Origin of the sequence: Marinifilum flexuosum (assembly GCF_003610555.1) — a bacterium.
In the GTDB taxonomy this organism is placed as follows: domain Bacteria; phylum Bacteroidota; class Bacteroidia; order Bacteroidales; family Marinifilaceae; genus Marinifilum; species Marinifilum flexuosum.
Genome location: NZ_RAPQ01000008.1, coordinates 2,269,956 through 2,293,619, shown reverse-complemented (window position 1 = coordinate 2,293,619; position 23,664 = coordinate 2,269,956). Strand labels below are relative to the sequence as shown.

15 protein-coding genes are annotated in these 23,664 nt (G+C 36.9%); 2 read left to right on the top strand and 13 right to left on the bottom strand.

What is annotated here, in order from left to right:
• The first annotated feature begins 6 nt into the window (after positions 1 to 6).
• Positions 7 to 456, top strand: a complete 450-nt coding sequence (locus BXY64_RS09275; RefSeq protein ID WP_120239594.1) for an NUDIX hydrolase — start codon at positions 7 to 9, stop codon at positions 454 to 456.
• A gap of 110 nt (positions 457 to 566) precedes the next feature.
• Complete coding sequence (locus BXY64_RS09270; protein ID WP_120239593.1) at positions 567 to 881, top strand: ASCH domain-containing protein; 315 nt, start codon at positions 567 to 569, stop codon at positions 879 to 881.
• 47 nt (positions 882 to 928) lie between these two features.
• Here BXY64_RS09270 and BXY64_RS09265 read toward each other — a convergent pair whose 3' ends face one another.
• From BXY64_RS09265 to BXY64_RS09205, 13 genes are all read right to left on the bottom strand, one after another.
• A complete protein-coding gene (locus tag BXY64_RS09265; protein WP_120239592.1) occupies positions 929 to 2,035 on the bottom strand; it encodes a lactonase family protein in 1,107 nt (368 codons plus the stop codon).
• A gap of 357 nt (positions 2,036 to 2,392) precedes the next feature.
• Complete coding sequence (locus tag BXY64_RS09260; RefSeq protein WP_120239591.1) at positions 2,393 to 5,008, bottom strand: T9SS type A sorting domain-containing protein; 2,616 nt, start codon at positions 5,006 to 5,008, stop codon at positions 2,393 to 2,395.
• A 122-nt stretch (positions 5,009 to 5,130) separates the two neighbouring features.
• Positions 5,131 to 6,489 (bottom strand): MATE family efflux transporter, encoded by a 1,359-nt coding sequence (locus tag BXY64_RS09255; protein ID WP_120239590.1) that lies wholly within the window; start codon positions 6,487 to 6,489, stop codon positions 5,131 to 5,133.
• Positions 6,490 to 6,655: 166 nt separating this feature from the next.
• Positions 6,656 to 6,988, bottom strand: coding sequence for a cupin domain-containing protein (locus BXY64_RS09250; RefSeq protein ID WP_120239589.1), 333 nt, complete (start codon positions 6,986 to 6,988; stop codon positions 6,656 to 6,658).
• Between the two features lie 29 nt (positions 6,989 to 7,017).
• Entirely contained in the window at positions 7,018 to 7,677 is a 660-nt protein-coding gene (locus BXY64_RS09245; protein ID WP_211334443.1) for a DNA alkylation repair protein, read from the bottom strand.
• 35 nt (positions 7,678 to 7,712) lie between these two features.
• Positions 7,713 to 8,420 (bottom strand): DNA alkylation repair protein, encoded by a 708-nt coding sequence (locus BXY64_RS09240; protein ID WP_120239588.1) that lies wholly within the window; start codon positions 8,418 to 8,420, stop codon positions 7,713 to 7,715.
• Between the two features lie 125 nt (positions 8,421 to 8,545).
• Positions 8,546 to 12,709 (bottom strand): hypothetical protein, encoded by a 4,164-nt coding sequence (locus tag BXY64_RS09235; protein ID WP_120239587.1) that lies wholly within the window; start codon positions 12,707 to 12,709, stop codon positions 8,546 to 8,548.
• A 269-nt stretch (positions 12,710 to 12,978) separates the two neighbouring features.
• Complete coding sequence (locus BXY64_RS09230; RefSeq protein WP_120239586.1) at positions 12,979 to 17,640, bottom strand: coiled-coil domain-containing protein; 4,662 nt, start codon at positions 17,638 to 17,640, stop codon at positions 12,979 to 12,981.
• Between the two features lie 164 nt (positions 17,641 to 17,804).
• The gene (locus tag BXY64_RS09225) at positions 17,805 to 20,246 is read right to left on the bottom strand and encodes an outer membrane beta-barrel protein (RefSeq protein WP_120239585.1); all 2,442 of its coding nucleotides are present in this window, start codon (positions 20,244 to 20,246) and stop codon (positions 17,805 to 17,807) included.
• Between the two features lie 265 nt (positions 20,247 to 20,511).
• Complete coding sequence (locus BXY64_RS09220) at positions 20,512 to 21,258, bottom strand: LytR/AlgR family response regulator transcription factor (RefSeq protein ID WP_120239584.1); 747 nt, start codon at positions 21,256 to 21,258, stop codon at positions 20,512 to 20,514.
• Between the two features lie 2 nt (positions 21,259 to 21,260).
• On the bottom strand, positions 21,261 to 22,310 hold the full coding sequence (locus BXY64_RS09215) for a sensor histidine kinase (protein ID WP_120239583.1): 1,050 nt from the start codon (positions 22,308 to 22,310) through the stop codon (positions 21,261 to 21,263).
• Between the two features lie 5 nt (positions 22,311 to 22,315).
• Positions 22,316 to 23,038 carry a LiaF transmembrane domain-containing protein gene (locus BXY64_RS09210; protein WP_120239582.1) on the bottom strand — a complete coding sequence of 241 codons (723 nt, stop codon included), beginning with the start codon at positions 23,036 to 23,038 and terminating at the stop codon, positions 22,316 to 22,318.
• A 31-nt stretch (positions 23,039 to 23,069) separates the two neighbouring features.
• Positions 23,070 to 23,408: a LiaF transmembrane domain-containing protein gene (locus tag BXY64_RS09205; protein ID WP_120239581.1), complete on the bottom strand. Its 339-nt coding sequence runs from the start codon at positions 23,406 to 23,408 to the stop codon at positions 23,070 to 23,072.
• Positions 23,409 to 23,664 lie beyond the last annotated feature (256 nt).

Sequence of the window (23,664 nt, the reverse complement as noted above, 5' to 3'; positions counted from 1 at the left end):
ACATACATGACAAAACCAATCGTTAATTTTTTAGATCCCTTAAGCATACCGGAAGAAAATTTAAAGTATTCTATCGTTTGTTCGAAATACCAAAACACATGGGTGTTTGTGCGTCATAGAATGCGTGAGAGCTGGGAAATGCCTGCAGGTCACATTGAAGCGAATGAAACCGCACTACAGGCAGCCAGAAGAGAGCTGTACGAAGAAACCGGAGCCAAAGAATTTAGCCTAAAACTGATTGCAGACTATTCATGTGATTGGAAAGGTGAAATCAATTATGGAAGAATCTTCTTTGCCAATATTACTTATTTGGGAGAATTACCGAAATCTGAGATTGCCGAAATTCGTTTCTTTAAGGACTTGCCTGAGGATTTAACCTATCCTGATATACAAAACCTGGTTTTTGCAGAAGTAAACAATCGTTTAAACAAAAATATAGAAGTGAATACCATATAGCTCCATTCCGAAAGTACTAAAGAAATACTACAGCGCAAAGATTTCAAATGATTCTTTGCGCTTTCTTTTTTTACCTTTGCAATCTTTGCGTGAAACCAACAATTTAATACATGTCCCAAATCCATTTCCATTCCGATTTTTATGAGGCCATTAAAAACGGAAACAAAATACAAACTGCAAGAGTTGATGAACCTGTTCCTGAATTGGGAAAAGGCGAAGCCATATTTGATGACAAGCCTTCAATTGAAATACAAATCACGAAAGTGATACACAAGAGCTTTGATGAACTCACAATAGAAGAAATCAAGAAGGATGGTTTTGATTCTAAAGAAGAATTATGGTCTGTTTTGCTTGGCTTTTATCCTGACCTAAAACAAACAGACCATTTAATGTTGATTGAATTCTCTGCAATTGAAACGGATTAAAAATCCTTTTCTCACAAGCTGTAAATTCCAAATTTACAGGAGCAGGTTTACTTTTGGAATAATACACAAACAGGTTTAGCTGCTTTTGTCTCATCAACGAAAGTGAGTAAACCTGTTTTTTTATTGCGCTTAAAGCAAACCAAATTATTGGTATTCTGATTGGCCACAATCAAAAACTTCCCATCAGGACTCAGGCTAAAATTACGAGGATGATCACCACGCGTTGATTCATGTCCTATCAATTCCAATCCTCCATCTTCCAATACTGCATATATCACAATGCTGTTGTGCCCGCGATTAGAACCGTACAGAAACTTTCCATCGGATGAAATGTGAATATCTGCAGTAAAACTACTTCCTTCAAAAGCTTTTGACAAGGTATTCACATTGTCAATAATTTGTAGGCTTTCTCCCTTTAGAATGGTGATTGTATTGCTTAGTTCATTAATCACATAAATAAACTTGCCACTGGGATGGAAGGTCAAATGTCGTGGCCCTGCCCCTTCAGGCATTGCAATGCGCTCTGCATTGTTAAATTTATCATCCGAAATGGTAGAAATCCACAATTCGTTGCTGCCCAAATCCACAGCAATCGCTCTATTTTTATTGGGTTGAAACCAGATGCTATGAGCATGCGGTGCATCTTGTCTGCCCTCAACGCTTCCTGATCCTTCGTGCTGATTTACATCCAATAATTCAGAAAGATTTCCTTTTTCATCAACTCGCAGTAAACCCGTATTTCCACCTGTATAGTTTGCTGTTAGAACAATTCCATCCTTTTCTGTAACAAAACAAGGATGTGCTCCTCCACTCGATTTTCTGCTGATTAACTCAAGCTGATCACCTATCTTATAGCTTTCAACACTCCCTACTCCATCCAATGAATTGATCTCATTAATGGCAAGTAAATTTTCACCCTTATTGGCAAAACACAAGAAAGATGGATTCTTTGTTTCAGCTTGTAAACTCAGTTCGCCAAACTTTCCCGATTTGTTCATCGTGATTTTATAGATTCCCTTAGAGTCGGTATCGGTGTAGGTGTAGGTACCTACATAAATAGAATAGGCTGCCTGAGTCATTTTCTTCTCTTTTGATTGATTGCATGATAGTGCAAAAATTGATATCAGCGCCAATAGGATTGTAGATTTATTCATGAGATTTGAATTTATTCACTCAAAGATAAGAGAAAATTATGGGCATTGACGAACTTCCTACTCATACAACTGATTTTGGTTGATTACAAATCATCGAGAGATCTTTTTTGCAGCAAATTTGCCTTTACATTTCTGCGAGAGCATTATCATATCTTTTCCAACAGTTTAAATCGTGTTGAATACATTGGGAACATTTATTCAAAACTTAGCAAACCTGTTAAACTACTTTTTATTCTTTTGTGAATGATATAAAGCCTGTTTGGCGAATTTTAATCGATCAAAACTTCATTTCAATCGTGTTGAGGCTATCATAAGCTCGATGTCATCAATATCAGACAATTTATAATCGTTTTTTATTTAATCAACAAGCACAATCTTTCGCTTCACCTGCTTATCGAGATATCGTATGAGTATATAGTAGACACCAGAAGAAAGTCCATTCAGGTTCAAATCAGCACGATTTCCCGAATTTAAATATTCCATGATCTTCCTCCCTGCAGAATCGAATGCACTCAAGTGAAATTCATTCACCTCATCGTGTTCAATCAATACGGTAAAAATACCATCACTTGGATTTGGATATACCTTCACCTCTCCTTCTGCCTCATCGCCTGGTTCGGGTGTAGGATCTGGCTCAGGATCGGTACCAGGATTGGGATCTCCAGCAATGGTATCACGAACCACCAAATTGTACACTCCTTCAGCCAGATCAACCGTAATCTCAAAAATACCATCCTCGTTGGAATCTCCTGTTCTGGCCAAATCATCATTTATAAACACACCATAAGAGGTATTGGCCTGCATATCCAAAGCAAAAATCTTTATGGTTCGGTTTCCGTCAAGCGGATTTACCGAGTAGGTAGAATTTAATGTATCTCCTTTAGAATGGAACAAGTACAGGTGGTTCTCCCAATCAACACCAATGGTACTACCGTTTTCAAACAGTTCACCACCTGCATTCGACGGATTTTGATTGTCTCCAATTTTAATGGTATGCAGATAAACCAAATCCTCGCTTACTTGCGTTGGCTCAACCTCTATTCTCCACGTTCCGGGATGTGCCAATTCAAAATCAGGACTGTTATTTGGCGGATAGTTGGTTCCATTTACCCAATATTCATAAGCACTTCCTCCAATTAAGGTTGTGGTGGTAGATTCCGGCAGCAAAGTGCGAATGGCTACATTTCCATTTCCATGTGATGCCTTATAATCCTTGCCATTGTAGGTGATAATTTTATTGGCAACCGCAGTATTCACCACCTGACCATTTATATCAGGACGATTGGCAAAGTGATTGATGTACTTAGCCTTTCGCTCTTTCGACGACACATTTCGCAAATGCAAATGATCCAACACAATTACCCTATCAGGCTTATGATACAACAACCTACGTTCAAACCGATCCAATTTATCGGATGCATAAGAATCTGCCGCATCGCTGATATAATAGGCATACTCATCGCCAGCTGCAAACTTGAGCCATTCTCCTCTTCTGTGATTACTATTTGTAACCTCACCTACATTCTCCAATCGATCGGTCCATATCTGTCCGCCATCATTCGAAACAGATCGTCCAAAGGCACGGTAAGACTCTGATCCATCGAATACACAAATGGAATTGTGTGCAATGGTGCGCGAATAGTAATTGTTATAATGATTTGTGGCATAAGAGTCGTAATGACCAGCATCCAATATTTGGGGTTTGTCTCTTATAATTACAAAATGGTTGTTATCTCTGTGCTCATGATCGGCTCGTTTGGCTGGAGCACAGTAATACCAAAGCATGGTGGCATCCTCATCCCACGAAGTTCGGCTAACGGCCAATCCGGTTTTGTCGGCCCACCAATCTAAAGGAGGTTCGGGATGCGAAATCGTTGCAGCTTCAAAATCCTTAAACAGAAGTTTCTGGAATACCAGGTTCGAATTGTTCAGGTATTGAGTGGCTCCATATTTTTGAACCAAATACTGACTTCTTTCGTCGCCAAACTCAGCTGCATGACGATACATTACCCTGTTGGCCTGATCTAAATCAATTACAGCATCACCCAAATGAATGGTATAGTTATCCGGACGATAGAAATACCAGTATTGATTGATGGATTCTCTTATCCAGGCTTGTTCCTGGTAGTAATCAGTTCCGGTAGCGATTTTCATGTCATCAAAAAACTGGTACTGACGAGGTAATCCAAACATGGAATAAGCAGCGCCCCAATTCCAACCTCCATCATCATCACGAAAGTGAGCAAAGGCTGGTAGAATGCCATTTTCCCATTTGCCAACCAAGGTTTTGTACCAGGAATTTACATCCGACATCTGGCCTGACGATAAACCATCAGCTCCGTGCAAAGCCAAGGCTGCATGCATGGTAATTCCACAATTGTATATGTTGTGACTGGTTACGTAGCTATTGCCTGAAGGAGTCAGGACATAATTGTCCATAAAGTATTCCAACACCCGGAACAAAGCTCTTGAAAGTTGTTGTCTCTTCCGCTGAGGAACATCATTGTAAGTCCAATCGAGAAGAATTCCTCCATAATTACAATTGTTCCTAAGAAGGTTCTCTTTGGTATCTCCTGAGTAATTGTCGAAGTTTAAAGAGTTCAGGTATTCTACATATCTCGAAATGATGAATTCACAACGCTTCAAAGCCAATCCATCTGTTCCCATTTTCAACAAAAAAGCAGTCATACGCGACATTTGGAATGCATCGCTCGAGCCAAACTCATAATTCCATTGTGTAGAATCCGATCCAACCATATAGGTTTTTGAACTGGTAACCCAATTTCTATCGTAAGCACTTTTAAATCGCTGGTAAGTTTCCTGACACTCTCCACTGGATATATTCGCTTTTAACCAGTCAAAGCGCTCCTGGCTCAACTCTATCCTTGGATGTTGTTCATTAACAAGTGGAACATCCTGGGAATAACAACCAAACAGTAAAAAGAAAAACAGAAATACCAATACACTTCTCATCTTGTCCCTTCATTTGACATATCGAAGTATAAAATACAAAAATTCAAGGGATTGAGCAGATTAATATTTCATAAGTCTGCTTATTTAGAATGATGAATCTGTTCTATCTGAAAATATGGGGACTAAGCAATTTGATTATTCAGCTTTCTGAACTCTCTGATGATAAAGATTCCTGCCACCATAGCTGAACCAACATCTGAAATTGGTCCTGCAAACCAAACTCCATCAAGTCCTAAATAATTGGGTAGTATAAAAAGAATAGGAATCAACAGAATTACTTGTCGCATTAAGGTAAGCAATGCTGAAACTCCTGCTTTTCCTATGGATTGAAAGTAATTTCCTACAATAATTTGAAATCCAACCACCGGAAGAGCGATTAGAAAGGTTTGAAGTCCTTTGGCACCCACCTCCAATAATTCCTTGTCGGTGCTATTAAAAGCTAGTACCATGGTTTCAGGAAATATTTGAACCATTATCCACCCAAATACAGCAATACCTGTTGCAGCAATCATACAAATTTTTAAAGTCTCTTTAACTCTATCGAAATGTTTGGCTCCATGACTAAATCCGAAAATTGGTTGTGCCGCCATATTAATGGCAACAATAGTCATCACAATTAGCATGGCAACCGAATTGATTACTCCCATGGCTGCTATGGCAACATCATTGCTAAATTTAATCAACTGTACATTATACAATCCTTGCACAAAACTACCTGCAATTTGCATAGAGAACGGTGCAAATCCAATGGAAATGATATACCAAATAATTTGAGGATTCAACTTAAAATTAGTGGCACTCAATCTAATTACAGATCGATTACTTCTAAAGTGTTTGATCACCCAAATACACAAGATTAGTTGAGATATAATGGTCGCATAAGCTGCTCCAGCAACTCCCATATCCAAAAGAAAGATGAATATTGGATCGAGAACTATATTGGTTCCTGCACTAATTAACATGGAGTACATGGCAATTTTTGCATTCCCTTCAGAACGAATCAAATTGTTCAAAGAAAAACCAACCACGTTAAAAACAGCACCATATAAAATGATATTCAAGTATTCATTTGCTATATCCTTGGTGTCTACAGAAACTCCAAACAATTGCAAAAGTGGATCTTTAATGGCAAAACCCAAAATGGTAATTATGGCTGACACAATAAGCATTAGGATAAAAGAGTTACCCAAAACCCATTCTGCTCTTTTAAAGTCTTTCTTACCAAGGTTTATTGAGATTCGAACACCTGCTCCCAACCCTATTAGCATGCCAAATGCCATAAGAATAAGCATGATAGGATATACCGCACTTAATCCCGAAAGTGCAATTGATCCAACACCTTGGCCTATAAATATACGATCAACCACATTATACAGTGAGTTAATTACAACTCCTGTAAATGCAGGCCAAAAATATTTCCACAGCAAGCTGCTTACTTTGGCATTCTCTAATTCGTATACGTTTTGGCTGTTTTTATCCATAGAAAGTGGGACAAATGTACCAAGAATGCCTGGCAACAAAGACTAATTCCAAGTAAAATTTATCAAAAGTCGATAAGTGGTATTTGTTTACAGGCAAAAAGCCCCTGATTGCCTGTAAACTTATGCGAGAAAAGTTAAATCAAAAAAAATATCAAGCTTTAAAGAATTATTTCAGCTTATATCGATCGCTTTCCGCGAAATAGTCCATTACAATGGTTCTTCGATTAAATTTAGCTGAATGTAAAACCCCATCTGGTATAAAATAATGATCGCCTTTTCTATATTTTTTGGTTTCACCATCAATCGTTAGATCCATATCTCCATCAATCATCATTCCCCACTGTGCTCCATGCGAATGGCGAGGCACTTCTCCAATTGGTTCAATATCAAAAAATACAATCTGATGGTTTTCTCCTTGCGCTACCCAACCGCGAACTCCATTAAAAGGAATATCAGCTTCAGGCAAATTTTTAATCATTTCCGGATAGATGTCTTGCATTTGAAATAAGTTTTAAATTTGCCGGAAATTTACAAATATTTACTGCCTTCGCGAATACTTAACGGCGACAAAGGATACCTGGAGATAAATTCTTTGACCCAATCGGGATTAAATTTTGAATACTGTCGCAATGCCCAACCTATGGCTTTGTTCACAAAGAACTCATTACTCAGGTTATTTGCTATAATTGTCTTTGAAAGAAATTCTGTATCTACATCATTCTTGTATTTTAATTGAAATAGAATGGATACACGTTTCAACCAAATATTCGAACTAATGATCCAATCATCCAGAACCTCAGTCTTTAATTCAGGATATTTTTTACACAATACACCTACCAGCGGAGCCAAGACATCAACCGAGTCCCACCACGATTTTGTAACAATCAATTGCTCCAAGTTCGAAATATCTGATTTTTCAAGCTGCTTCTTTAATTTCGCAAGATATTCCAAAGCCAGGTATTGAAATTCTCGTTCAGAAAGTTCCCACAAGTAGTTGACCAAATTCCAATCAATCATTTTCTCTTTGGTAATTTCTCTCAAAAAATCTTTACTCAATTCAACTCTTTGTGGTTTTGGCAAACCCAGAAAAGGGAAATGATTTTTCATATATGCCGACATTTTTCTGGCATTGACCTCGTTAGAATTCTTTCTAAACTGTTCTACTATTAGGATGGTTTTTGTTTGCATGATAAACTTATTTTCGCAAAAGCTTAATTATTCTACTAGCATCTAGCTGTTTTTTTCTTCTTTCCTACCCTTCCTTTATCAATTATTTTCTGCAGGTATTCCGGAGCAAAAGGTACTTTGCATGATGTTTTTCCCATGTATACATCTACTTTGCCAATCTTCTCGGCATGCTTCATCGCCAAATTCGTTAATGCAGAAACATAAGCACCTACTGAGATTACAAAACCATTCATGGTATATTTTACCCGATTCGATGAAGTATGAATCTCCCTTTCAACTCTCCCAATCAAATTTTTAAGCAAAATTACATCTAATTCTTCATCGTTTTTTATAGCCACTAAACTCGATAATGTAGCCCAACCTGCAGCTGCAGTATTTTCTTCCTTGGATTCAATCCAATCCAAAGCCAACTCAAAACCAAATTCAGACTCTGCCGCAATCCAAGGCACAGTGTATTCACTAATCATGTACCAATATGCTCCTTTTACCCACTTTTGAAGATCCTCTTTGCTCATCATTTTCTCATCCGCAATTAATCCTGCCAAATACATGGCATCAGAATTTCCTGAATCATACAATTCCAATGAGAGCTGATAATCTTTTTTAATCTTCTTTACAATTTTCTTCAAATCCTGAACTTTTACACCATAAAATGGCTCACGAGCTCCATGTTTTATGAGAACATTTTTGGTTCCTTCGTTTCCGAAAGATTCCAACTCTTTGAAAACTTCTTCTTTGGTCATTGTATTGTTAATTTTATTTCTTGAGGTATACGTTTGATCGAGGTTTATTGATGGCAATTACCAATTTATCAAGCCTCCAGCAATCAGCTTCAAGCCGCAAGCTTATTCCTCCCAATTGATAACTGTTAATTGTCGATTGATTTATTCGGTGCGTTTATTTTAAACACATCCGCATAAACCAATCGTGCTTGATTTTCTTCATTTACTCCACTTGCAATACTTCTTATATTTCTACTGACTGGAGGTGCTCCTTCAAATTCTTGTACAATTACCTGCAAAGGCTGGTCTTTATACTTTCTGCTCAACTTAAATTCACGAACAATGGTGAAATAGTTGTTTTTCACCACACTGCCTGATATTGCAATTCTCACTCCCTCATCCTCCAAACTCTCCTCATTTCTACCATCACTCACACTTCCGTAAACAGGCTGAACCAATTCCGGATCTAGGAAGCTAATGTCTAAATAGTTTCCCGTACTCCCATTTCGATCCAATGCATTGGATATTACTCCTTCAACCTGAAGGGTAAATCGGGAATTCATATTGTCCTTTTTAAAGGTAAGCGTTGCAATTCGCTCTGGTACCAATTGAATGTAATCGGCCATCACAATGGACGACAAGCACACATCACGCCCCGCCTTACGAACCGAGTGTTCTTGATATCTGGCCAAAGCCAATTTTACGAATGGAAAATACATCTTGCCATGATTAAGGGCAAAATCGGCATACCATAACTTTCTTTCCTTGTCAAACGCTACAGGATAACAAATTGCATTTACTTTTACATTCTCCTTGCCGGGATATACCAATCCCTTGTCAATACTTGGATTGTGCCTAAAATCATTGATGCCCGGATAATTCATACTTCCAGGTTTCGATGGACGTATAGGATCTTGTGCCCAATGGGTAAACATGGTATTGAACCCCGGCGTTCCCAATGCTGCAATGGTCTGCGATATCTTCGATGGATCTGATCCCGGCAATACTACCGCCAACATCTCATCTTCACCCGTTGAAAACCAAGGACGTTTCAAGTATACACGCAATCCGCCACCCAAACGATGCTGACGCATGACCATAGCTGTTTTTGTCTTTCTCCACTCAAATGTTGGAATCACATAATCAACAAATGGTAATTTCGGACGATCGGAACTTAAGATATTCACCTTTTCGAACCTTTCTCCATCCCTGGTAATTTCCAATCCTTCCGATTTGATTAGCTTGTCGAAATGCTCAGCATATCTTGTTGTAGCTTCAGGATGATAATCCACATATCGATGCTTGGTATCTCCAAACTTGTGCTTTAGTGCTCCACTGAACTCACTTGCCAAACTCACCTTTAATTGTGGCTTTACCTGATTGGCCTGTCCCTGAATGGCAATTTGTTTGGAAGGATCTTTCTTCTCAGGAAGACTTCCTTTGTCTACAGTTTTATCGTGATATTGTATGTCAATTTCTTCTACACTATCCGAATGATCAACCCAATCCGGCTCAACCGCTCTTGGATCATCTCTTCTGTCCTTCCATCGCGCTTTATACTCAACTTTGTGGGTAGAGAATCCGTGTACCGAAAACCTGGTGTGTAGCCATGCATGCGTATTGCCGTAATTCTTATCAGGATTAATGATTTCGATTTGAGGAGCATCCACAGGTTGTTGAACTGCATGAGTCAATTCTATTTCTCGTGCCGGACTAATCATCCAATGTCTTCCGGTTTTTGCCAGCTCTTTAAGCTTTGTAATATTCCCTGGATTGTCCTCCTGAAGCAGTTGCCACATGCCAGAAAGTTCCTCCATATCCTTCTCTTTCCAAAAAGTAGAAAACCTCAGCTTAATTCTTTCTCCCTTTGGCAGCGATACAATTAAAACTCGGGCAGAAGCATTCCAATTAAAGGCTGTATTTCCTTCTACCAACTGAACACGCAAAGATTTTGCTTTGAACCATTCATCATCAGAGAGATTGATATGAGTATTATTCGGACTTAATTCATCATTGCCAAAGAAACTAAACAATCTAGGTTCAAAAGTTTGTGAATGCGTATCATCATATCCATCAGCTAAGAAGAGAGCCAAACCTGCTGCTGCTGGATCAGGCAAGTAAATCAAATCCACCTGATCTCCCTTGTACACTTTTTCCTTTCCATTCTTACCCTTTTCCAGTTGTACTTCCTTCGAGCTAATCAGTTCATACAACGCCTTGGCCACTTCAGGATTGTTCCCAAAAGCCTTATCAAACTTGGCATGTTGCTCAGCAATCAATTGGGAATTTCTTGGTGGTAGAAAATGTCTTGTTGCTTCTGTATTCTCACTTGAATCTACATTCCCATATCTTTTCTGAAACTCCTCGGTGCTCATATTGTAATTGCTGCGAACTACCAATTCTTCCAAGGCCTCTCCATCTTTCAATTCCGATCCCAATAGCAATACCGGATTCATTAAAGCATCATACCTGTAATATCTAAATCCACGAATAACTGCTTCAGAAACTTTCTCTGGTTGAGAGTCAAGAGGCACACTATTGCCTGCCAAATCCACCGTTCTCACACGAAGCATATAATCCTTTCCAAAACGTAATCGTGGCAATGTTCCCTTCACCGTTTTTGTTTTGGTATGCAACCTGAACTCCCTGGTGGTATCAAACTGGTACTTCTTCACCTCAACATTCTTTGATTTGTTCACATAGTCCACTTGTTTTGATGGATCAACATTATCATCTTCGGCTTCATTAATGGCGAATCCAGGCTTAGGAACCGATAAACTCCATCCTTCCCAACGAATCATATTTTCTCCAACGAATAGCTCATTGGCATTCTCTGTATCCTCGGCAGCTGCGGTTTGTATGAATCCCTCATCAGTCTTAATATCATCTATGAATTCTTCTACATTACCAGAATCGAAGTAGGAATAGGATTCCTTTCTCATGTGCAAAGAAAGCCACTTCTCAGGTTCTGTTGAATAAGCCACATCCATTCTGTAGCCTTGCACCAAATCCTCGGCATATAGTTTTTCATCGGAAAGAATGAGCTGTAAACTGTCATCCATTTTCGATGAATCGATGATCTTGGCTTGCAATTGTTTTGCTTTAACAAACCTGGCATTTAAATGCTGCCCCATTCCATTACGGGCAATTCCAATACCTGCCGATCGCAAACTTGGCAGTCCTTCCTTTTCAGGTTCATCAGCCGGGATGACTCCATTCTTAAATCGTTTACTTTTACCCAGATCCAGTTCCACAATTTTTAGCTTTACCTCTTCCTGTATCTTATTATCCACCATCTGGTTTACCTTCATGGCCACCCCATCGGCATCTATCTGAAAAGCAGTAAACTTATCGGTATTGATTTTCACAAATCCCAAATTGACATCAGACCCTTCCTTTGATTTTGCATAGAATCCTTTTTCGGTGTAGCGGTAAGCCGTCAAAGGAACCAAGACTTCCGTATCTGTTGTAAAATCAATGTTCTGAATAATCAATCGCATAGAATGATCAGCAGGAAATCCATTGGGGATATCCATAGAAAAATCCAATACCACACCCAGTTTTCTCTGTATTTGCGGATAAGTGCTGACCACCGCCAGAATATCATGAAACTCGAATTCAGGCTTCTTGATTTTAGCCAAAGGTTCGTAACGCGTTGGACGATCAGTCTTGTGAAAATCCCTAAACTGTGCGAAATCCATTTTAGGATTGGCCTGTTGCTGGAAAGGAACAAATCCATTCTTTCTTCTTAGCTCTTCCAATCGTTTGGAAGTCGATTCATCCACATCTAAAAAATCAGATTCCTTAACCACCCTTCTTCCTGCAGCTGTTGTGTTACTTTCTGGGGACTTTGGGGTATCTCGTTTCTTAAATTTTGAAATCTGTCCCAAACTTTTCGGATCACTCAAATCCTTTGGATCTATTAAACGATCAGGATTCTGCACACCAAGCCTTTTATAGGTATCTAACACAAAAGTCTGTACATGTTTGATTGGATAGGAATGAATTCTGCTATGCGTTAAATCTTCCTGCTGAAATCCATCCACCCGTATATCATTATGCATTAACTTCCCCCACAAATCCTCATCCATCACACTTGAATTCAGATCAATATCATATTCTTTTCCATTCTTTAGCCTTAGTTGAAAACTAGAGTTTTTTAACTTTTCAGGCCAATTCTCCATGTCCGGAAAACTCACTAAAGTAGTTGAACTCGCATTTTCGAGACGCAAACTTACCTGCACCGAAAATCGAAGTTTTTCTTCCTCAATTCGATGTGGCAAACAGGTGAATATGATTTTTTGTTTCATTGTTTAAGTAGTTATGATATTAATTAGCTCTAGTTCTTCTAAGCCAATATTTTTAATTACTCATTATTAATTGTTAACTGTTAATTATCCCTTTTCAGATATCAGGGCTAAAGCCCCTATTTTTTCCCATTAAACATTTCGCTACGAAGATAACGGGGCTAACGCCCCTAGATATACCCAACTTACTTTCATCCTTAGCCTCTCTTAATTCGCATTATTTATTATTAATTACTCATTATTAATTGATAACTGTTAATTGATAACTGTTATCATGCGTATGCTTGACAGTATTCCAACCAATCGTTTTCTTCCATAATCATTTGGAAGGTTGGATCCGCATCGGCTCCCTTTAATTCTCTTCGAGCTGTTAAAGTCACAGTTTTGCTGAAGAATAACACTTCAATCTTCACTTTTACAATGGCTTCACCATATAATTTTTCAACCTTTCCATTCTGGAACATGGCGACAAAAGCCAAATAAATTTCCAAGGAAAGACTTATGATTCCAAGTATCGATAAATATCCGTTAAAACGGATGTAACCTGTTAGTATGGTTTCGGTATGATCATCCACGATTTCCATACTGAAATAGAAACCTCCCATTACAGATACACCTCCACTTGCTACTCCAAAATTCATGGATAAGGCTGCACCAAACTCGAAAGCCGCCTCCATTCCAACAAATCCTTTTACGCTGGTTTTCATCAAGAAATAACCTCCACCACCAAATGCAGAAACCGTTAATAGGAATGGTGATTCACGCTTACAGAAATTAAAGGAAAGGGTAAGTGGAGCTCCTGTAAATGGCAGATGAACTCCAGCTCCCAGTGTCATATTTGCAATGGTACAAACACCGACCTCTACACTCGGTATAGCCAAATCGAAGCCAGCTTTAACTCCTGCAGGTGATAATTTCATATATGGTCCATCAGCAAATCCATTGGAAGGAATCAAATTCTGCAATTGATTTACAAAACTCAATGGACCCAGAAAGAGAATTGAATCGTCTTCCGCCATTTCCACTTTCACATCGGCTTTCTTACCCGATCCTCCTCCAAACTTCAGAGATTTAAAACTTACCCGAATCAATTCTTTGATCTCAACCGAAAAATCAGTGAAAGATGCATTTACACCAAACTGTGTTTTTTGCGAAGTGTCGAAAGGCCTACTCAATTTACTTAGAACCTGTAATGCTTCATTTGGTTTTTGAACATTCACCGTTAGAAATCCTCCAAATAAAGACTTACTGGCTTCCATTTCCGGTATCCAACGATATTCTACCACAAATGCCTTATCGGTTTTGTATGCATTAAAGTTTGGGATTCGAGGAATCTGACTGGTCAATTGCTGTTCCAATTCATTGACTTTCGACTCCAATTGATTTCTCAAATTCTGAATCTCCTGTTCAATCGCTGTCTGGGCATCCTCAGCCGCGGTTTCCAAAATGGCTTGTTGTTCCAGAATATCTTCCTTTAGGGATTCCATTTGCTGACTGATTCCACTTAAGGCTTCAGACTGCTGATTTCCTTGATCCCCAAAGTTCAAATTGCCCAATAGTAAATCGAAAATGGACACCACACCAAACAACTTGGCTACCGGCATATCGCCCGAAGAGGCAAAGAACTCTGATGGATCGAATTCCAGATTTTGCAATTTATCCACTGCTCCACCCAATGGTCCTTTCAACTTCGAAAGTGAAGTAACCTGGGTATTGGGGCTCATGAAACCTCCTGACTTATCTGATTCACTTGAAAAATCGGCTTTCAGATTGTCCAACACCTTGGCAAATACCTTGGCCGCATTTTCATCATCCTGTAATTCAATATTCACAGGATCAGGATTTCCTGTTAATTCCTCTATTGCCTTCACTTTAACCGAAGCAGTCTTCACCTTGGGATGAAACTTCAGTACTGTAGCAGCTTTATTTTCAAGAGACAATGCTCCGAAATCAATCAAAGAGGTCTCGAAAGTTGTATCATCTTCAATCAATGATGGAGAATAGGCCACCATTTGCAAATTAAAATCAGCCTTGAATCGATTCATCTCAGCATTGTAAACATTCACCAATTGCTCTGATTTGGCTTCATCATAGGCAGCCGATTTTCCTATAAATATCAAAGGCAGTTTTATCTTTTGCTCACGCCCTTCCTGATCCACCAATAGTAAATCAAAGATCAAATCCGTGCCACCACTTCGAATCAAGAAGTTGTAATCTCCACCCATATTCACCAGATCAACGGGGGCATCCAAATCTGGCGTTCGTGTAGCTGGCATTTCAACGGTTTGGAAAGGAAACGGAATATACCCATTTTGTTGATCCCTCATCTCATAATATACAACAGGCTCAAGAATCACAATGTAGATTCTTTGGCGATTCACGGCAGCTCTTGTTGTCTTATCAGGTTTTCGTTCTGTAATCTTCACCAATGCCGCCGTATGTCCGAAGGGAAACAGAAATCCTGCTTCAACTACTTTTACATAGTGATCTCTACCTAAAGTTGATAGGTGTTCCCATTCCAAAAGTTCCAAATCAGGTTGTGCATGAAAATCCGGATAATTAAAGTTTGCATTAAAATCAATCCATGCTCCTAAGGAAGACATCATGAATCGTTTGGCCTGCACAGCTCTTGGTGTGTAGGACTTAATTGTAAAATTCGAAGTTTGATGAACGATATTGTGTCGATCTCTTCCATCTAAGGCGGTTCGAAACGGCTTATTTCTTGGTGGCTTAGGAGTTAATTTTTTGAATGCATCCCTAGCCCAAAGTGCACGAATGCTTCTAAATCCTTCCATCCCCTCTTCATCAATTTCTCCATTTTTTAAACGAACTCCCATACGTGAATGCCACAATTCCGATAACTTCCCTTTATTGGTAATTAATGGATTATTATATTGCAGGTTCTGAATATTTCCCTTTGGCGTTTCCTTATGATCCTTTAAGTGAATCTTCTGTTGATGAGCAAAACCTGCCAATTGATTCGGTGAAATGAATAGCCTAGTCGGTGCCTCAATAGAGGTTTCCAATAGATTCGGTTTTCTCATCTCCAACAAATTGGCTTTCAAAGCTGCATAGTTGATCTTTACATACAGCTGTCCGCTTACTTCAGCAGGTAAATTCTTCGATAACTGATCTTTATTGTAAAGGGATCTGCTACTTAAACGATTCTTTGAATATTTCGCAATACTTAAACTTTGTCTACTAATGGTTTTGGGTTGACTGGTACTTTTCTTATTGATAAAAGAACCCAGATTCTGAAATTTATTAACTACTACTTTAACTGGCTCCAAAACCCTGGCACGATAATTTACCCTCAACTTAAAACGTGACCAGTTTAACAATTCCTCCATAATAATTGGCATTCCCTTAAAACTGGAAGGAACCGAATACACCAATCTGCTTTTTCCACTACGAATGTATTTTGCAGGTAGAATTACATTTTCATTCCCCTCACCTCCTGGCAATGAATTGTTTTCCCAAAAGGCTTGCTCCAATGTATGTTGAGGTGGAAACACAACCACCATAGTTGCCGGCTTCTTGGTATTGTTAATTTCTAAATAGCTTAGTTGATCTTTTTTTATGTATTTGAAATTGTAGAACTCAAACTGAAGAAATAACATGTCCTCAGGTCTAAGCACACTCAATCTTATAATTTCCTTCTCCTTAATTTTAATCTTTCCCAATCGGGAATCAATTACAAGCTTCTTCTTAGATTGCAATTTCTGATCCTGATATTCAATTTCAATGGCAGGTTTCTCAGGATACTCAACTGCCAAACTAATGGCATCGGGTAACAGGTATTTGGTAGCAGCAACCTGTGCCAATCCGTTTACAGAATTTATTCTACCATTTGTACCATGCATTTCAAAAGCGGCATTTTTCTTTGAATTGATTAACTGGTATGAAACTTCGGAAGAATTTGTCCAAATACCATTACTTGCAATACTGGCAATAAAAATAAACTTTTCTGATTGCTGATTTAGCTCAATTGCAAGTTGTGAACGATAAAGCTTAAGTGTTTCTTCCAGATCTTCATTAATTTTCTTATGAAATAAAAAGCCTTTTCTATCCTTAACATCCTTTTCATCAACCAATACTACCGATGAACACATCCCTGAGAGTCTCTCAGATTTTAATATTTGAACCTGATGCTGTACCTCACTACAACTATTCAATTCTGAACCGTTCATAATTTTCCAATTTGAAAGGAATGGTTCTACATTTTGAGTTGTGATACTCAATTTTAGTTTTGGTTCAAAATTGGAGTTACAAAATGTAAGATCTTTCTCAACAGGAAAGCTGAAACAAATTTGTTCAGCAAGCCCAGAAATATTATTCAATTTGTAATTAGCAAGATCTTTTCCTTGTAAAGTTATTTTCCAAAATTTATCAATGATAAAATGATAATGATCTTCAATATCCAATGAATACCGATTATTCAATTCTATTCCCTCCTGCAAATAAACAAATGAGTTCAGCTGAGCATTACCATTAATCCAATCTGCCAGATTAAGATCTTTCGATATATCCAGCTTGGTAAAAGTGATTTTTATTCTCCAGGATAAATCATTGTAGAGAATGGCTTTAAAATCCATTGGCAAAGTAGTTCCAGGATAAAAAGCATTTCGCAGAATTAGATGATAATCTTCCTGTTTTTTACGAAAAATTAATTTTGGACTACCATCAAAGGAATTCAAATTGATATTCCATGAATTTCCTTCCTGAGAGTAAAACGTAATGTTTTTTCCCCTCTTTCTATATTGAATATCATTTCCAAAAGCTTTTCCCAAAGCCTTTAAAGAAGGCTGAAAAGCAAGAAATCCAAACCCCAATCCTTTTAGAAAATTTCTTCTACTTCCTGACCTGGGTTTATTGTTACTGCCAATACTTCTAGCTTTTTTCAGCTTCTTAATATCCAATATTTTCAAGCTCATATCCCTCCGATTTATCCAATAGAATAGAAATTAAGAAAGACAGAGCTGAATGTCAAGTAGAAAGTAAGTTTATTTTTATTGAGTATAAATAAATTTTGATTAAAGGTATTTATAAAAAAAGCTTCACCTTATGATGAAGCTTTTTTAATTGAATTTTAATCGTATTAAATATCATTTTCGGAATGTCGGATTCCTGATTTTTTAGGTTTAGCTCTCATGATTCTATATCGCTTACCAAAAAAGTATCGAAAACTTAATTTGGCAATTTGAGTTTCTCTGTATTTAATTTCCTTATTATAGAACTCAGGATCTGAAGTATGAATCTTAAATCTGAAAGTATTGAATATGTCATTAGCAGTAAAAGACAAACTACCTCTTCCTTTTAATACTTTTCTACTTAATCCTAAATCTACATAGTACAAGTTCTGATACTTTCCTTGTGCAACCAATATTTCCGATTGATAACGGAAGCTTGCCTGAAGTTTAAACCACTTTTTGAAGTTCATAACTGAAGTGACTTTTCCAGTAACTTCCCACATATCTCGTGTCCCAAACTTATATCCTTCTCCAGGTTTTGTTTCCTCATAAATACCTGCTATATATCCACTCAAACTCCACCATTTATTTAGTTTGGTTGATCCTTCAAACTCTAATACTGAGAAAAATTTCGAATCAAAATTACCATATTGAACTATGGATCTATTGGTTTCATCTTCAATAAATCGGTATTGATTGATCAAATTCTTTTGATAATTCACATATAAAGTTGTCTTGTAACTAGCCTTTTCTCTATCGAAAGCCATCGACATTTCTATATTGTGATTGTAATAAGCTTCAATATCCTGCGCACCCAATCTTTGATTTTCCGGATCACGAAGATTTTGGAAAGGATTTAACATTCCTGAATTTGGTCGATAAATCATCCTGCTATAAGCCAATTGCCATTGCTTCTTATCCGAAAACTGATAAGACAAGTGAACACTTGGAAAAAGATCTAAATAATCATCCTTAAATTCTTTGTTGGTATTAATGTCAGAATATTCAGCACGAAGACCTAATTCGTATGCAAACTTTCCTTTTGAGCCAGAATACATAGCATACAAACCATGGATATTTTCTTCGTAATTAAAATCATCAGCAAGTGAACCAACCTTATAATCAATTTCATTATTTCGATATAGATAACCAGTTTCAAACTTGCCTTTATCCCCAACAGGCAGCACATAATCTACTTGCGCTACAGCTTCTTTTCTTGCGGTTTTGTAATAATCTGAATACAAGTTAGTCGCGTTTACATCTGATCCAAATAATACATCCTGTCCAAAAGATTGGATATTAAGATACTCTGCATAATTACCAGAATTATTTGCTGCATTATCAGTATAAGCCAAATCTATCGAAAGAGTTTCTCCTTTCTTAGCGAATTTATGGATGTAAGATGCATTGTAGATCCATGATTCCAGATCTAAATCAACTTCACTGAATCTATAATCAATGGTTGGCATCGCACTACTTACAACATTTGTACGAGTATAATCGTAGCTTCCGTTCCAATTTTGAAGTATATCACGATACTTGGCTGAAAAAGTAAAAGTGTTATTATCATTAATCAGATAATCCAAACCCAATTTTCCAATATGGTATCGATTTCCAAAATCAACATCCGCATTTTCTGATAAAAGAGTATGAACATCTTCTTTCTTGATTTCTCTCTGAACATTGTAATCACGCCCTGCCCAGTCATCTTTATAATTGTAAGAACCAAAGAAGTTCACTTTTCCGGTACGATAATTACCACTAAAACCACCTGACTTTTTATCCTTGGTACCAACAGTTGCTGCAACACTACCATTAAACCCTTTTACTCGGTCTTTTTTCAAGATAATGTTAATGATTCCTCCTGCTCCTGTAGCATCATATCTAGCAGAAGATGTACTAATCACTTCAACACGATCAACATCATGGGCAGACATGCTATTTAAAACTTCAGCTGGATTCATCCCCAAAAGACCACTGATTTTACCATCAATCAAAATCTTAACATCAGAACTCCCTCTAAATTGAATTGCTCCTTCAGCATCTACACTTAATCTAGGAAGGGTATTTAAAACTTCATTTATGGTTCCTCCATCGGCAACTGGAGATTTGGAAACATTGTAAACCGTTTTACCAAGTTCCACCTTAGAAAATTCTCTATTTCCTTCAACCTTTACTTCGGAAATGGTTTTAGTGTCAACCTCAAGCTTCACAGGATTGGTAAGTACTTTACTCTCTCCATTCTTTATCTCGAACTGATTACTATTGTAAGTGGTATATCCCATATACTCAACCTTAAAATAATAAGATCCAGAACATAATTTTTCTAGTGCAAAATCCCCTCTCTTATTTGTAATTGTTCCCTTTACAAGCTTTGAATTATTAGAAGAATAAATTGAAATCGTGGCAAATTCAAGTGGTTTGTTTGATTGTTTTTCAACGATTTTCCCCTTTAGTGAAGAACTCCCTTTTTCATTTAAATGGTTATTTGAAAAAGCCACATGAGAAGAGAAAATGCATGTCAAAATAATAATGAACGCACTCTTGGCGTAAGTTAATTTTAGGTTCATTGTAGTAATTAGATTAGTTAACTCTAGTTGGGCAACACAAATATATATGATTATGTTGAGAATAGGAATACTATTTCAAAAATATTTCGAATATTTATAATAAAAATAAATCCACTGATCCATCATTTAAATCATTTCACTTAAAATTTATAAAATCCCAATTTCTACAACCAATGCCTATTCTTACTGTTTTTTTGTCATCTTTGAGCAAAAAAAAATCGTTACTACAATTATGTAATAACGAATTTCTCAATGCCAGTTCCGATTAAATTTCCAATTGTTTCTTAAGAAGTTTGAATCCATTACGGCTAACCTTTAAACTTTCTCCTGATTTTAAGACAACCACCCAATTGTCTTTCTCATATGGTTGCAATTGTGAAATTTGATCTATTTTAACCAAATAGGATCGGTGTATTCTGCAAAACTCATTGGGATTTAAGTGCGACTCAAAATACTTCATGGTCTTTTGCTTCAGGTATCGCCCATCAGCAGTATATATCATTACATAATCATCTTGTGCTTCGAAATATTTGATTTTATCAACTGCAATTACATCAATCTTGTTTCTGGATTTGATTACAACTCTATTGATTAATTCTTCCGATTCATCATTGTGTGATTTAATTTTATCAATTTGATCCTGATTGTCAGTAGAATTCGAAATTCTCTCTTTTGCTTTGTCCAAAGCTGTAAGAAATCTATCTTTTGAAAATGGTTTCAATAAGTAATCAATGGCATTGTGCTCAAATGCTTTTATTGCATATTCGTTGTAAGCTGTAGTAAATACGATATTACAAGGTTTATCAAGTAATTCTAGCAATTCAAATCCAGTTAGTTTAGGCATTTGTACATCTAAAAACACCAAGTCTGGATGTAAATCATTAATCGCCTTTAATCCCTCAAAACCATTCGAATACTCTCCTATAACTTCAATATCGTTTTCAGAATCCAAATAGTTAGACACCAAATCTCTAGCCAAGGATTCATCATCTATAATAATTGCTTTTATCATGATTATATATTTTGTGGGAATTCTAAATGTACGGTAAACTGATTTTCGGTTTTAACAATCTTCATCAAATCGCTTCTTCCATAAATTAAACTTAATCGTTCCTGTATGTTTCTTAATCCAATACCATTGCCTCTTGGCGGAATGGATTCCGGATCAAAATTATTGCTAATTGTAATTTTTAGTACATGGTTTACCAATTCGCAATTGGTATTAATCGTTACTGGTTCCAGACTTTCATGAACCCCATACTTAATTGCATTTTCATAAATTGGCTGTAAGATTAAATTTGGGATCTTCAAATTATCACAATCTGAAGTAGAATTGAATTTTAATACTAATCTTTCACCAAACCTCACCTTTTCAATATCAAGATACAAGCGAATGTTATTCAATTCGTTTGATAAACTATTTAACTCCTTTAAATCTTGCCCCAAAGAATACCTTAAGAAAGTAGACAATTTAACAACCATTTCCCGCGATTGTTCCGGACTTGATAATGTAAGTGAACTAACCGAATTTAAGCTATTAAACAGAAAATGAGGATTAATTTGAGATTTTAGAGCATTTAATTCAGCTTCCTTCACCAAGTTTTTTAGTTCCGATTCCTGAATGGTTTTATCCTGAAAGTTTCGGTAATAAATTATCAGATAATAAACCAATATTAGATAATCGTAAACACAGAATGCAAAAAACACCTGCCAATGTAATGGTATAAAATAGTTAATTCCATCTGGATCTTCACCAAAAAAGCCAATTCGAATTTGATATGCCGCAGAAACCCAAATTCCAACTACAATCGCACCTGCAGTTAAATGATGAAGTATAAAACCCAAAATTCCGGATTCATCCATACTGATGTAACGAACTACATACCAAACACATGCTCCTAAAATAAATAGAGGCAACGAGAAGCTAAATGAGTTTACAAAGGAGGAATATAGATCATTACCATCAAAATACCACCCAATTATAAAGAGAAGCAACACGAATAAAATCCACGCACCAATATAGATTGGTATTCCATAAAAATTACGTAATAAAGGATGCCTCATCTTTACTATTTATACGATTTAATTTCGCAACCTCCCAAAGCAACCAAGCCTTTAATAACCAATTCCTTTTTAGGTTCTACCACATAATTTGCAGTTGGCATTCTTTTATCTGCAACTCCTCCTAAAACTGCCGAAACTTCCACTTTAACATCCCAATCGGAAGGCACAATTAAAACACAGCCTCCAAACATGGCAAAAACATCTATCACATTTGTTCCTTCTGCTAAATCTGCATTCGTAAGGTTTATTTCCGATCCACCGAACAAACAAGTAATCTTTCCACCCTTAAAGTTTTTGGTATTAATCATCTTCTCGCCTCCTCCAAACACATTCAATTCATCAATATATCCAGAATCGTTACTATCAATTTTTCTACCTTCAGGCAAACAATCGTTTCTCTTTCTGATGATAAAAATTCCTACAACAATCAGAATTACCGGCCAGAATAATCCCTTCCAGTGGAATCCCCAATCGAAGATAATTGGCAATAGAAAAACTCCTCCTACACCCATTAAAATTAATCCAGTCGTCTTATCCTTTTTCCCAGCATAAAAGAGTGCTCCTAGTCCAAATAACAATGCTGGCCATGAAAAAATAATATCCTTCATGTAATAAGGAAAGATATCCAGATTTTTCAATACCAAAAGACAGCCAAACAGGATTAAAAAAATACCAAAAATTATTCTGTTATTTTGTCTTGATTCTTGATCTTTATAATGATGTTTCATGACTTTATATTTTAAACTGTTAATTTATACTTTATTTCTTACATTCTTTTGAGACAGGTTGGAATATATACGCCACTCCTGCTACAATTAAAGCTATCGGCAAAAACCAAATTTCCCAATTAACTGGCATAAAAATCATTTCATCCAACAGAAAATAAGCCCCAACTGAAATAGCTACAAAACCACCTAAAATTTTCCTTTTAATAACAATTGATAGCAAGCCTACTAAAATCAGTATAGACTCCCAACGATACAGCCAGGTCCAAATAAAATCAGAATGAAAATTTAGTCGCTCAAGCATAACAACTACTCCAACTATTATTAATCCAATGCCAACAAAAAGGCTTTTATTTCTTCTATGTTCATCCATATTGTTTGATTAAGGTTTCACATCAATAATTTTATTGTATCACTAAATTATTACAAATGTCTTTTTAATTACATGGCAAATCGGTTAACGGAACACGTGAATCGGTAAATGACATTTCAGATAATTTAATTGAGTCTATAAATTTGGCATTATTCCCAACTGTGCATCAATTCATTAATTAAACCAATAAAAGATTCCACCAAAAGCATGTAAAATTAAGCTTAAGGTTTACTATTTTTACAATTCCTGAAGATGA

Coding starts and splice junctions, on each gene's coding strand:
- BXY64_RS09250 (WP_120239589.1), bottom strand. CDS start 6,988: ATGCAAGACATCTATCCGGAAATGATTAAAAATTTGCCTGAAGCTGAT.
- BXY64_RS09245 (WP_211334443.1), bottom strand. CDS start 7,677: ATGCAAACAAAAACCATCCTAATAGTAGAACAGTTTAGAAAGAATTCT.
- BXY64_RS09270 (WP_120239593.1), top strand. CDS start 567: ATGTCCCAAATCCATTTCCATTCCGATTTTTATGAGGCCATTAAAAAC.
- BXY64_RS09235 (WP_120239587.1), bottom strand. CDS start 12,709: ATGAAACAAAAAATCATATTCACCTGTTTGCCACATCGAATTGAGGAA.
- BXY64_RS09265 (WP_120239592.1), bottom strand. CDS start 2,035: ATGAATAAATCTACAATCCTATTGGCGCTGATATCAATTTTTGCACTA.
- BXY64_RS09215 (WP_120239583.1), bottom strand. CDS start 22,310: ATGAGGCATCCTTTATTACGTAATTTTTATGGAATACCAATCTATATT.
- BXY64_RS09260 (WP_120239591.1), bottom strand. CDS start 5,008: ATGAGAAGTGTATTGGTATTTCTGTTTTTCTTTTTACTGTTTGGTTGT.
- BXY64_RS09220 (WP_120239584.1), bottom strand. CDS start 21,258: ATGATAAAAGCAATTATTATAGATGATGAATCCTTGGCTAGAGATTTG.
- BXY64_RS09275 (WP_120239594.1), top strand. CDS start 7: ATGACAAAACCAATCGTTAATTTTTTAGATCCCTTAAGCATACCGGAA.
- BXY64_RS09240 (WP_120239588.1), bottom strand. CDS start 8,420: ATGACCAAAGAAGAAGTTTTCAAAGAGTTGGAATCTTTCGGAAACGAA.
- BXY64_RS09205 (WP_120239581.1), bottom strand. CDS start 23,408: ATGGATGAACATAGAAGAAATAAAAGCCTTTTTGTTGGCATTGGATTA.
- BXY64_RS09230 (WP_120239586.1), bottom strand. CDS start 17,640: ATGAGCTTGAAAATATTGGATATTAAGAAGCTGAAAAAAGCTAGAAGT.
- BXY64_RS09225 (WP_120239585.1), bottom strand. CDS start 20,246: ATGAACCTAAAATTAACTTACGCCAAGAGTGCGTTCATTATTATTTTG.
- BXY64_RS09210 (WP_120239582.1), bottom strand. CDS start 23,038: ATGAAACATCATTATAAAGATCAAGAATCAAGACAAAATAACAGAATA.
- BXY64_RS09255 (WP_120239590.1), bottom strand. CDS start 6,489: ATGGATAAAAACAGCCAAAACGTATACGAATTAGAGAATGCCAAAGTA.